The sequence below is a fragment of the Rhodothermales bacterium genome (genome assembly GCA_041391505.1).
Classification (GTDB): domain Bacteria; phylum Bacteroidota; class Rhodothermia; order Rhodothermales; family JAHQVL01; genus JAWKNW01.
On record JAWKNW010000009.1, the window covers coordinates 71,100 to 83,644 of the forward strand.

The 12,545-nt window shown below is 62.2% G+C and carries 10 protein-coding genes; 7 read left to right on the forward strand and 3 right to left on the reverse strand.

All coding sequences use genetic code 11. The annotated features are described in order from the left end of the window. Positions 1-46: 46 nt before the first annotated feature. The 6 genes from R2834_10800 (at position 47) to R2834_10825 (ending at position 8,236) form a co-directional block, all read left to right on the forward strand. Complete coding sequence (locus tag R2834_10800; protein MEZ4700808.1) at positions 47-1,543, forward strand: sodium:proton antiporter; 1,497 nt, start codon at positions 47-49, stop codon at positions 1,541-1,543. A gap of 21 nt (positions 1,544-1,564) precedes the next feature. Beyond that, complete coding sequence (locus R2834_10805) at positions 1,565-2,125, forward strand: hypothetical protein (GenBank protein ID MEZ4700809.1); 561 nt, start codon at positions 1,565-1,567, stop codon at positions 2,123-2,125. A 396-nt stretch (positions 2,126-2,521) separates the two neighbouring features. Further along, positions 2,522-3,265, forward strand: coding sequence for a hypothetical protein (locus R2834_10810; GenBank protein MEZ4700810.1), 744 nt, complete (start codon positions 2,522-2,524; stop codon positions 3,263-3,265). A 187-nt stretch (positions 3,266-3,452) separates the two neighbouring features. Continuing rightward, complete coding sequence (locus R2834_10815) at positions 3,453-4,064, forward strand: superoxide dismutase (GenBank protein ID MEZ4700811.1); 612 nt, start codon at positions 3,453-3,455, stop codon at positions 4,062-4,064. A gap of 69 nt (positions 4,065-4,133) precedes the next feature. After that, positions 4,134-4,760 (forward strand): 4'-phosphopantetheinyl transferase superfamily protein, encoded by a 627-nt coding sequence (locus R2834_10820; GenBank protein ID MEZ4700812.1) that lies wholly within the window; start codon positions 4,134-4,136, stop codon positions 4,758-4,760. Positions 4,761-4,774: 14 nt separating this feature from the next. After that, positions 4,775-8,236 (forward strand): methylmalonyl-CoA mutase family protein, encoded by a 3,462-nt coding sequence (locus R2834_10825; GenBank protein ID MEZ4700813.1) that lies wholly within the window; start codon positions 4,775-4,777, stop codon positions 8,234-8,236. A gap of 114 nt (positions 8,237-8,350) precedes the next feature. On the opposite strand, the gene R2834_10830 is transcribed toward R2834_10825, so the two are convergent. The 3 genes from R2834_10830 to R2834_10840 form a co-directional block, all read right to left on the reverse strand. After that, positions 8,351-10,126 carry a hypothetical protein gene (locus R2834_10830; protein MEZ4700814.1) on the reverse strand — a complete coding sequence of 592 codons (1,776 nt, stop codon included), beginning with the start codon at positions 10,124-10,126 and terminating at the stop codon, positions 8,351-8,353. A 70-nt stretch (positions 10,127-10,196) separates the two neighbouring features. Further along, positions 10,197-10,889, reverse strand: coding sequence for a hypothetical protein (locus tag R2834_10835; protein ID MEZ4700815.1), 693 nt, complete (start codon positions 10,887-10,889; stop codon positions 10,197-10,199). Between the two features lie 11 nt (positions 10,890-10,900). Continuing rightward, positions 10,901-11,428: a hypothetical protein gene (locus R2834_10840; GenBank protein MEZ4700816.1), complete on the reverse strand. Its 528-nt coding sequence runs from the start codon at positions 11,426-11,428 to the stop codon at positions 10,901-10,903. Between the two features lie 217 nt (positions 11,429-11,645). Here R2834_10840 and R2834_10845 point away from each other — a divergent pair, with 217 nt between their 5' ends. Beyond that, entirely contained in the window at positions 11,646-12,353 is a 708-nt protein-coding gene (locus tag R2834_10845; protein MEZ4700817.1) for a hypothetical protein, read from the forward strand. Positions 12,354-12,545 lie beyond the last annotated feature (192 nt).

Below are 12,545 nucleotides of genomic sequence, written 5' to 3' on the forward strand. Positions count from 1 at the left end.
ATTGGACGCTCTCCCCACCCTTTCCCTGATGGATTAGTCTGTGCGTATGGATCGCCTATCTGGATCGAGATGGCTCGTGCCGAGCCAGCGTGTGTTCGCTCTGGCGCTCATCGTCCTGTTATCCGTGTTTGTCCTGAGTGCGCCGGCGTACGCGGCGACGCAGGAGGCGCCGGCGACCGAGGAAGCCCATGCGGCCGCTCAGGCCCATGCGCACGTCGACCCGCCCCAGTGGCTCATCATCCCGTTCGTGCTCCTCCTGATCATGATCGCGACGGGGCCGATTTTTTATTCGCACCACTGGCATCACAACTACCCCCGCTATTCGATCGCGCTCGGGCTGCTGGTCGCCGGCTACTACATCGCGACCTCCAACGTGTCGCCGCTGCTCCATGCGATCGAGGAATATTTCTCGTTCATCGCGCTGGTGGCCTCGCTGTTTATCGCCGCGAGCGGCATCTTTCTGAATATCAACGCCCGGAGCACGCCGCTCAACAATGTGCTGCTGTTGTTCGTGGGCGCGCTGGTCGCCAACCTGATCGCAACGACGGGGTCGGCGATGCTGTTCATCCGGAGCTACATGCGGCTCAACGCCGGTCGCATCCGGGCGTATCACATCGTCTTTTTCATTTTTATCGTGGCGAATATCGGCGGGGCGCTCACGCCCATCGGCGATCCGCCGCTTTTCCTGGGCTTCCTGCGCGGCGTGCCGTTTTTCTGGACGCTGACGCACGTCTGGTACATCTGGCTGCCGGCCACCGCCATGGTGCTGCTGGTCTTTTATGTGCTCGACTCCCGCAACAAAGACCAGGGGCCCACGCCCGACCCCACGAAGCCGACGGTCAGCATCCGCGGCAAGTTCAATTTCATCTGGGTCGCCATCATCATCGTGCTGGTGTTCGTGGATCCGAACGTGCTGCCGTTCGTGCCGGACCTGCACGAGAGTTTCCACATTCCGATCGGCATCCGCGAACTGCTCATGTTCGGCGTGGCCTTCCTCGCCTACCGGTTCGCGGACAAGGAATGCCTCGAGCAGAACGACTTTTCGTTCGAGCCCATCCGGGAGGTGGCGTGGCTGTTCCTGGGGATTTTCGCGACGATGCAGCCGGCGTTGCAGCTGATCAGCAGCTTCGCCCGCGAGAACGCGGACTCCCTCGGCGTCAGCGTCTTCTACTGGGGTACAGGTTCGCTCTCGGGCATCCTGGATAACGCGCCTACCTACCTCAACTTTGTCTCCGCGGCCATGGGCAAGTTCGGGCTCGACGTCAATGTGGCGATGGACGTGAAGCACTTCGCGGCGGTCGACATGGGCGGCGAGCTCTCGTGGTATTACCTCCAGGCCATCTCCGTGGCGGCCGTATTCTTCGGGGCGCTGACGTACATCGGGAATGCGCCCAACTTCATGGTGAAGGCCATCGCCGAGGGCAATGGCGTCCGTACGCCCTCGTTTTTTGCCTATGTGGCCCGCTACTCCGTCCCGGTGCTCATCCCGATCTTCCTGATAATCTGGGTCGTGTTTTACAGCGGGTGGGTCGTCGTTCACTGAGTCGCTTCGGTCGGTAGCAACATGGAATCACTCATCCGGGATCTCATCCCCCACGATCCGACCGTCGGGCTCTACGTGGCGCCCGACATCCCGTCGAAAAAAGTGCAGAACGCGCTGGCCGACTACGCGAAGAAGCTCCATCACAGCGAGGTCATCGCCCTGTACGACGCGACGCTGCTGGGATCGGGGAAAGACGGCGCGGTGTTCACGGCCGACCGGGTCGTGTTTCAGAACAACAACCTCGAGCCGGCGCATGAAGTCCTCTACACCGATCTGGTCGCCGTACGCCCCAAGCGGAAACTGATGGGGGGGCAAAAGCTCGAACTCGACGTCAACCGCGGCCGCGCGACGATCGAACTGGCGATCGACTTTTCCGGCAAACCCGAAGCCGCCACCTACGTCACCCGGTTTCTGGAAGAAGCGCTCAATCGGGTCGCCGCCCGCGAGATGGACGATCGCCGACCCGATGCCGGCGGGGATACCGATTATACCGCCGTGGAGCAGGCCCTCAATGAACTCGTCCGCAAAGGGCAACTCTCCCCCCGCGACCGCCGCCTGATGCTCGACACGATCGCGAAGTAACCGACCTCGTGCGCCGGCATCTCGCCCGCGCGAGGAGGTTCGGATGCCGGGTACAGGGATGCCGGCTCGCCGGTCAAAAACACGGATTTTCGGGATAAATCCTGCATCTTGCCTCCTGCGTCTCCCTCGTCGCCTCGTGGTTGTCCGCGCCGCCGCTCGCTAAGCGTCTCCCTATTTAACCGACCCTTCTGCCCACCGAGCGAGGCGCATGCGGCCCGGGATAAACGGGGCCGGATCTCGCGTCAAAAACCCGGGGTTTGCGGGGAGAATCCCGCGTCCTTCATCCCCCGGCTCCGTGGCGTTTCGATGCGGTATCTGCCGGCGTTATTTAAGTACTCGCTGCGGTGCCGATACCTCTGGTTAGTTTGACACCCCGATCACAAAATCGATCTAACCATGAGTCGGATTAAACCTGAAGAATTACCTGCTCCGAAGCGGGTTTCGAAACGTCGCTCGCAGGAGCTTTACGGTAAGTTCTCCGTGACTGGCGCCAGCAAATACGACCGCTACGTCGCGGCCGCTCGCGAACTCGCTCCGGGCGAAAGCCTGGAAGTGATCGAACTTCCGGAAAACGTCATCACGAGCATCCAGAAGAAGTTTCGTGAGAAAGGCCTCGTGCCGGCGAAGGGCTTCTACGCCATGAGCAAGACGGTGGGCGGTGAATCGAAGGGCAACAAGTCCCTCCTCATCGGTCGCTACACGGCGCCGGTCAAGGCCAGCGCGAAGCCGAAGAAGGCCGCCGCCAAGAAGGCTGCGGCTCCGAAGAAGGCTGCGGCTCCGAAGGCTGCTGCTCCGAAGAAGGCTGCGGCTCCGAAGGCTGCGGCTCCGAAGAAGGCTGCCGCTCCGAAGGCTGCTGCTCCGAAGAAGGCTGCTGCTCCGAAGAAGGCTGCTGCTCCGAAGAAGGCCGCTGCTCCGAAGAAGGCGGCTGCGCCGAAGGCTGCTGCTCCGAAGAAGGCGGCTGCGCCGAAGGCTGCGGCTCCGAAGAAGGCTGCCGCTCCGAAGAAGGCTGCCGCTCCGAAGAAGGCGCGCGCCAAATCCGTTACCCCGCGCCGCACCCGTGTCAAAAAGACGGTTGCAACGCCCGCGACGCCGGTGGCGTCCCCGGAAGTGCGGACAAATGGTTCGCCGGTTGCCGCATAAGCAATTCGGTACAACCAGGCCCGCTTCGGCGGGCTTTTTTTTTGCCCGTGCCCCGGAGGTCCGCGGATGCCGGCCTTCCCGGTGACCGGTCGGGGCATCCCGTAAGCCCTTCTCTCAGAACAGGATCGTCGTTCGTACGTACCAGTTGCACTCTGACGGTACCGATAATCAACTTTCGAGGAGAATTATGGCCTTTGTGCTTCCCGACCTACCCTACGCCCACGACGCGCTTGAACCGCATATCGATGCACGGACGATGCAGATTCACCACGGCAAGCACCATCAGGGCTACGTGAACAATCTCAACGCCGCGCTCGAAGGCCACGCCGACCTGCAGGGCAAGTCCCTCGAGGCGCTGCTGCGCGGCATCGACCAGGTGCCCGAAGCGATCCGCGTCGCCGTGCGCAACAACGGCGGCGGACATGCCAACCACAGCCTGTTCTGGACCGTGATGTCCCCCAACGGCGGCGGCGCGCCGAGCGGCGCCCTGGGCAACGCCATCACGAGCGCCTTCGGTTCGTTCGACGCGTTCAAGGACGCTTTCGCCAAGGCCGCGGCCACCCGTTTCGGCAGCGGCTGGGCGTGGCTGGTGGTGGACAAGAGCGGCAAGCTCCAGGTATACAGCACGGCGAATCAGGACAGCCCGCTGATGCAGGGCGATCGTCCGATTCTCGGCATCGATGTGTGGGAGCATGCCTACTACCTGAATTATCAGAATCGCCGGCCCGACTACATCGGTGCGTTCTGGAACGTCGTGGACTGGGACACGGTCGCCAAGAACTTCGCGGCGGCTTCGTGATCGGTCCGACGTATTGCGAATGACACGAAAGGGCAACGCATGCGTTGCCCTTTCGATCTTCTGCCCGCGATGGACTTACCCGAAGGCATATACGTTCACTCGGTAACCGACGCCGGCGTCCCCCCGGACGCGGCGGCGCGCTTCCTCGCTCCGGAGGAACTTGATCGGTGGGAACGCTTTGGCCTGGAAAAGCGCCGGCGCGAATTTCTGCTCGGCCGGGTCGCCCTGAGAACCCTGCTGGCCGACCGTTTCGAGGGCGAGCCGGTGACCTTCCCGGTTCGCGTGGCGGACGACGGCGCCGTCGAATTGCCGGCGACCGGTTGGGGCGCCTCCGTCGCCCATTCAGGCGATCGCGCCGTCGCGGCGATCAACGCCGCGGGCCCGATCGGGGTCGATATCGAACGCGTCCAGCCCCGCCATGCCGGCTTGCCCGGGTTTTTGCTGCATCCGGGCGAGAAACTCCTGCTCGACACGGGCGATCCGGATGACACGCTCATCCTGGTGTGGACGCTCAAGGAAGCCGTGCTGAAAGCGATGCGCACGGGCTTCCGCACGTCGCCCAAACACCTCAAGGTGGACCTCGATCCGCCGGCGGGGCGCGCGACGGTCACGGTGAAAGAACAGCAGCTCTGGCAGGCGCGTTTCGAGAAACGTGACGCCTATTATGTCTCGGTCGCTTTTCAGGCCGCTCCCTAGCGTTTGTATTGATCATGGAAGAGCAACCCTACAAACCGAAACACCCCATCCGTTTCGTTACCGCCGCAAGTCTGTTTGATGGCCACGACGCGGCCATCAATATCATCCGCCGCATGCTGCAGCAGTCCGGCGCCGAGGTGATCCATCTCGGGCACAACCGGTCTGTCCGCGAAATCGTGGATACGGCCATCCAGGAGGACGCGCAGGGGATTGCGATCTCGTCCTACCAGGGAGGCCACGTCGAGTACTTCATGTACATGTACGATCTCCTCAAGCAGCGGAACGCCGGCCACATCAAGATCTTCGGCGGCGGCGGCGGCGTGATCGTGCCGGCGGAAATCGAGCGTCTGGAGGCCTACGGCATTGCGCGGATCTTCTCGCCCGACGACGGCATGCGGATGGGGCTGCAGGGGATGATCGATTACATGCTCGAGGCGTGCGACGCCCCGGCCGTATCGCTCAACGGCGCCTGGGAGCAGATCCGCGACCGGCGCCCCGCGGTCATCGCGCGCGCGCTGACGGCGGTCGAGTCGCACGCGATGAACGCGGTGCCGGCCGGCGACGACACCCTCGAACTGTCCTGGCTCGGGATGATCGAAGAGGCGGCGCATCATGCGCCGGTGGTGGGGATCACGGGCACCGGCGGCGCCGGCAAGTCGACGCTGACCGACGAACTCGTCCGCCGCTTTCTGACGGATTTTTCGGACCTCCAGATCGCGGTGCTGTCCGTCGACCCGACCAAGCGCAGCACCGGTGGCGCGCTCCTCGGGGACCGGATCCGGATGAACGCGATCTACGGACAGCACACGGAACGCGTCTACATGCGCTCCTTTGCCACGCGCCAGGCCCACCGGGCCACCTCACAGGCGTTGCTCGACAGCATTCACGTGTGCCAGGTGGCCGGCTACGACCTCATCATCCTCGAAACGGCCGGCATCGGCCAGAGCGACACCGAGATCACCGACCTCACCGATCTGTCTATCTACGTGATGACGCACGACTTCGGCGCGCCCACGCAGCTCGAAAAGATCGGGATGCTGGATGTGGCGGATTTTGTCGTCCTCAACAAGTTCGAGAAGCGCGGAAGCCAGGACGGGTTGCGCGACATCCGCAAGCAGTTCCAGCGCAACCGCCGGCTCTGGGAGACGCCTCCCGACAAGCTGCCCGTGTACCCGACGATGGCTTCCCAGTTCAACGATCCGGGCGTGACGCGGCTGTATCTCGCCCTGCTCGACACGTTGAACGGACGGTTTGACTTCAACCGCCCGTCGAGCGTCTATGGCCACGAGACCCTGCCCGACGAAGCCGAGATCGCGGATCGCGCCATCATCCCGCCCCGCCGGCAACGTTATCTCGGCGATGTGGCGGACACGTGCCGCGCCTACCGCTCCAATGCCGAGGAACAGGTGCGCATCGCGCGCAAGTGGGGCGAAGCCCGCGGCGTGATCGCGCAGGTAGGGCAGTGGGCGCCGGACGATCGCGCCGTGCTGCTCGAACGGCTCGAGCAGATGGAACGGCACTGGTGGGACAAGCTCGATGCCCGCTCCAAACAGATCCTGACCGCCTGGGATGCGCTGGCCGAGCAGTATCGCCAGGATGCATTCACCTACACCGTGCGCGACCAGTCGATCACGGTCCCGCTCTACGCCGAGTCGCTCTCCGGCACCCGGATCCCGCGCGTCGCGCTGCCGCGTACGGAAGACCCGGGCGAGCGGCTCCGTTTCGCCCTCACCGAAAATGTGCCCGGGTACTTCCCGTATACCGCCGGCGTGTTTCCGTTCAAGCGCGCCAACGAAGACCCGACGCGCATGTTCGCCGGCGAAGGCGCTCCGGAGCGGACCAACCGGCGATTCCACCTCGTCTCCGCCGGCATGCCGGCGCGCCGGCTGTCGACCGCGTTCGACTCCGTCACGCTCTATGGCTTCGACCCCCATACCCGCCCGGATATTTACGGCAAAGTGGGCAACGCCGGCGTGTCGATCTGCACGCTCGACGACATGAAGAAGCTGTATTCCGGCTTCGACCTCTGCGACCCGGCGACCAGCGTATCCATGACGATCAACGGCCCGGCCCCGATGCTGCTCGCCATGTTTATGAATACGGCCATCGACCAGCAGGTGGAGCGCTACCTCAAGGCCGAGGGGCGCTGGGACATCGCGCGGGCCGGCATCGCAGACTATCTCGGCGCCGGGGCGCCGTCGTACGTGCCGTTCGGGCCCGGTGGGGAAGAAGACGAATTGCCCGAGGGGCACGACGGGACCGGGCTCGGGCTCCTGGGCGTCGCCGGCTCCGACCTGATAGGCCTCGGACTCCTCACGCAGGACGAATACGACACGATCCGCAAGGTGGCCCTGCAGACCGTCCGCGGCACCGTGCAGGCAGATATCCTCAAGGAAGATCAGGCCCAGAACACGTGTATCTTCTCGACGGAGTTCGCGCTGCGCATGATGGGTGACGTGCAGCAGTATTTCATCGAGCGGGGGGTGCGCAATTATTATTCGGTCTCGATCTCCGGCTACCACATCGCGGAAGCCGGCGCGAACCCGATTTCGCAGCTCGCCTTCACGCTCGCCAACGGGATCACGTACGTCGAGTACTACCTCTCGCGGGGGATGAAGATCGACGATTTTGCGCCCAACCTGTCGTTTTTCTTCTCGAACGGACTCGACCCCGAATACAGCGTGATCGGCCGCGTCGCCCGGCGTATCTGGGCGGTGCTGATGCGGGAGCGGTACGGTGCGAACGAACGCAGCCAGAAGCTCAAGTACCACATCCAGACCTCGGGCCGGAGCCTGCACGCGCGCGAGATCCAGTTCAACGATATCCGGACCACCCTCCAGGCGCTCATTGCCATCTACGACAACTGCAATTCACTCCATACGAACGCGTACGACGAGGCGATCACGACGCCGACCGAAGAATCGGTGCGCCGCGCGATGGCCATCCAGTTGATCATTAACAAGGAACTGGGGCTGACCAAAAACGAGAACCCGCTGCAGGGGGCCTTTATCGTGGAGGAACTGACCGATCTGGTGGAGGAGGCCGTGTTGACGGAATTCGAGCGGATCAACGAACGCGGCGGCGTCCTGGGGGCGATGGAGACGATGTACCAGCGCGGCAAGATCCAGGAAGAGTCGATGCATTACGAGCGGCTCAAGCACGCCGGCGACATTCCCGTCATCGGCGTCAATACGTTTCTGCCGCGCGCCGAGGCGTCCGTCGACGCGCCCGGGGAGGAGCCGGTCGCCCTCATGCGGTCGAGCGAAGCCGAGAAACGCCAGCAGATCGCCAACCTGGAGGCGTTCCAGGAGCGCAACGCCGGCCGCGCCGGCGACGCCCTCGCCAGGCTCCAGCGCGCCGCCCGCCAGGGCGACAACCTGTTCGCCGTGCTGATGGAAACCGTAAAAACCTGCTCGCTGGGTCAGATCACCGAGGCGCTGTTCGAAGTAGGGGGGCAGTACAGGCGGAATATGTAGGGAATCGCAAATCGTAAATCGCAAAATGTAAAACGCAAAAAATGCAAAGGGAAACGATCGCGATGGACTCGTTCCCCTGTGCATTTTACGATTTACGATTTACGTTTTGCGATTTTACTCGCTTTCCACCATGGTGTGCCACGTTCCGAGGTGCGTCACGCCGAGGGGGAGGCCGCCGAAGGCGCCGAGTTTGGCGATCGCATTGGGGTTGGTGGTGAAATTGACGTTGTCACCGAAGTTCACGGTCAGGCCGGTGTCCGTCGATTGCAGTTCGCTGACGAGATCGTCCATCTCCTGTTCGAATTCTTCTTCCTCGTCCTCGCGGCGGTGCCAGTAGAGCGACGCTTCGTACACGAGCTTATCCGTAAAACCGTCCTTGTGGAAAAGCTGGAAGGTCAGGGCGCCCTGGCGATTGTAGTCCTGCCCGACGCAGGGCGGACCGCTCGTCCCCCCATCCTGCGTACAGCCGGGGAAGGGGTTTTCGGAATCGTCCCACAGCTTCTTGAGCGAACTGAGCCGGCGTATGTCGACCTCGAGCCAGTTCAGGTCGTTGCCCGTGAAGACTGTCGACCGAAACGGATTACCCTCCGAGACATAGGTCGGGTCGAACCCCGGCGCCACCGGATAACTCGTCCGATCCTGCCCGTCAACCTCAAGCGACAGGATGCCTCGACCGTGCGCCGCTTCGTTCTTGATGGCGAGGAAATACTCCTCGGACTTGCCGATTCGATTGAAGGTGTTATTGAACTTGACATCGTTTTCGTGAATACGGTCTCCGCCCGAGTTCGCGTAGAAGCGCACCATATTGCCGCGCAGTCCGGTGAAATCGTGTGTATGGTACGTGCACCAGCTCCAGCCTCGGATGAGTTGTTCGCTGCCGTAAGGGGTGCCCCAGGCACCGTCGGTGTCCCGGAAAATCGTTACATCCATATGTCCGCTGTTCGGGATGGCTTCCTGCAGGGCGATGAGGCTGCCGTCCAGCGTGACGTTGCCCTGCAGGTCGATCTGGGCGTGCAGGTCGGACACAGGCGGCCGGACAATAACGAGGCCTTCCCAGTCGAAGCTGACGCCATCGGGGACGATCAGGCTTCCGTCGATGATCAGGATGCCCTTGCCGGAGAAATCATGGGTGAGCTCCAGGCTCTGGTCGACCGTGTAGATCTCCTTCTCGGGGTTGTTCAGCATGGCGTTGTCGGCGATCGCGTTGGGCATGTTCAACTGCTGCACCGCACTGGGGTTATCCGCCATGAAGGTATTGATGGCTTGCTGTACCTGGTCCGGAAAAAAGAGTCCGTTTTGCTGATCGTACAGATCGCGCGCGGCCTGGTCGATGATCTGGATGTCGATATCGCCGTTGCCGCTTTCGCCCAGCTTGGTTTCGAGTTCCTGCTGCATCTGCTCCAGACTCAGGTTGAAATCGCTGAGGTCATTCCCGAGTTGGAGCTCGTTGATGAGCACTTCATTCAATTCTTCGATGGACTGGTCGTCCAGGGTGATGGAGGCGATGTCGAGGTTGGCCCAGGGGGACACCGTCAGGTGGATGTCCGTCGCCTTGATCTGAAGCGGATTGACTGCGTAGGTATTCCACCGGTATTTGCTGCGCACTTCATGGACGGCGCCCTGGTACGAGGCGCGGACGGTGAAGTCCAGCACATCGGAATCCAGGTCGTAGCCGGAGACGCTGATGGTGCCTCCATCACGCTCGATCTCGGCAAACGGAGCGGCACTGCGCGTGCCGCCGCTCTCTACCCAGGACGCGAGGATCAGTTTGCGGCCCGTAAGCGCCAGTTCGCGTGCAACCTGGTCTTTCATGTTGCTGTACTGACGCCGGTCCGTTTCGCGCGAGACGAGTTGCGTATTGTACAGGAACATGGTGGAGATCAGCATCATGGCGACTGCGCCGATAATAACTCCTTTGCCCATTGTGGTTGATGTTTAGATGAAAGGCCGAGTCGGCCGGCTATTCCCAGTTGGTGAGATCGACCGTGGTGGCATATCGGCTCAGGTTCAATCGGCTGGTGGATCGCTGGTCGCCGGTGACATGCGTCACGCCGTCGATCGCCGTCTTGATCTCGAAGCGTACCTTGGCCAGATCGGTCGGGCAGTTCATGCTGCCTGTTGCGAACGTGACCGACCCGCGCGACGCGAGACCGACGTTAAAGGCGATGACGTTCGCCTTGGAAGCGCCCGTAAACGTGCCGCCGACCAGGCGGTTAATGCGGTGGAGCGGGAAATATTCGATCGATGCACCCCGATCGACGGCCACGGAATCGGCCAGCGGTTCCAGCACGTAGCTCACGAGCTGCACCGGAGCGTCCATCGGATCGGCGAGTGCCCCGACGCCTTCCGGGTCGGCCAGCGTGGGGAACGTCAGTACCTGGGTGGTATCGCCATTTGACGTCATCATGCAGCTGTACGCCATCCCCCCTGAGTACACGCCCCGGGCAATGGCCTCGGCGGTCTGTTCTTCGGTACGCATATTTTCGAGATCGCGCTGCAGCATGCTGCCGGCGTTGATGGCGTCCGAATACACGATCTGGTGGATGGACGTCTCCGTGAGCGACTGGGAGCCGCGGAGCTGGAGAACCGCAAAGATCAGCAACACCACGCTCGCTACCAGGAGGCTCGCGATATGATCGAAAATGACCTGCATGGAGTTCGGGGTTAAAAACTGTCGGTGACGATCGCGATGCGCTTCATCACGACCTGGGCGCGCTTGTCGCCGACCATCGTTTCGGACTCGATGGTTGCCATAATCTGTTTGGCAAACGTCGGACTCGCCGGCGTGGTGTTGGGCGCGTTGGGGTTGAGGTATTCGACCGTGTAGGCGATGTGGAATTGGAAGGTGTCGGCGCTCATCACGTGAGTGACGTCTTCCTCAAACCCGTCGTAATCGTCCAGATCGTCAAAAGTGGCTTTGTTGTTGCCGTTCTCTCCGCCGTCGTGACCCAACTGGTTTAGCCGAGTAAAATCGCTGGCGCTGAACGTCATCTCGGTGGCGCCGACGGTTACTTCGTCAAACGCCGTCGAGTTCATGATCTGCTCCAGCTGCCGCGTGCCGAAATCGATGGCCGCGTTTTCGAGTTCGCGCACGTAGCCCAGTTGCTGCACGCGAAAAATGGAATGCTGCTGATTGACTGTGACCAGCATCGTGATCATCAGTGCACCCAGCGCAAGGATGGTTTGCTGCATAGGTACGCTCGGGTAGGGAGCGAGGTAGGGTCGGGTAGGGTAGGGACCAGGCTCTGGCCTATTCGTCTGTATCGGCAGCTTTCTGAAAAACTTAAGCCGGCCGCGCCAGGGCAAATCGGGATGTGCGGGTCGACGCGCGTACGCGGCCGGCGAAACCTGCGCGGGGTATCCGAACGTATAGCGCTTCTAACGCACTCGCTCGCAACCGGAGGTCACCATGAAATCTGTTATTGTAATCACCCTGTTCGCCTTCATCGCCTGCGCCGGATGCGCGGACGCGTCCGATGAACACACCGAACGCGACCTCTCCGAACGCGCGGAACGCGACGCGGCGCGGGAAGAGCGCAGCCGGACCGACCGGGAGGATCCGGAAAACCTCGGCGAGGCGATGCAGGAGCTGGGGAAGGTGCTGGGTGAGCTGGGCGGTACGATCGGCGGCGAGGCGGCGGTGACGCCCGTCGATTTTCGCGAGCTGCGCGAACTCATACCGGACCGGGTCCGGGGGATGGAGCAGACCGCCAACAGCGGCGAGCGGGCCGGCGCGCTGGGCATCAAAATCTCCACGGTGGAACGCACCTTTCAGTCGAGCGACGGCGAGGAAGAAATCGCGCTCAAACTCACCGATCTGGGCAGCCTGAAAAACGCCGCCACGCTCGGACTAAACTGGCTCCATCTGGATGTGGACCGCGAGGACGACAACGGCTTTGAGCGCACGCGGGAGTTCAAGGGCCATCCGGCGCACGAGACGTGCACCAGCGCCGGCGACAGCGACCGCTGCTCGATGCACGTCCTCGTCGCCGAACGCTTCGTCCTCGAACTCGAAGGCCGCGGTGTCGACATCGACAAACTCCGCGACGTCGCCGGCGACGTAGACATCAAACAGCTCGACAAGATGCGCTACGACGGGGTCAAGGACGTGGACTGAGAGGGGTTGAGATTGCAAAATGTAAATCGCAGATCGCAAATTATCTGATGCAAAAACAAGGGTTTACGATGTGATGCTTAATGCCTCTGCGCCTCGAGCATAAGATGCAGGATGCAGGATATCGGGGATGCAGAATGCAGGATATGGGGGATGCAGGATACAGGATATTTGGATGCAGGATGCAGGATTCCC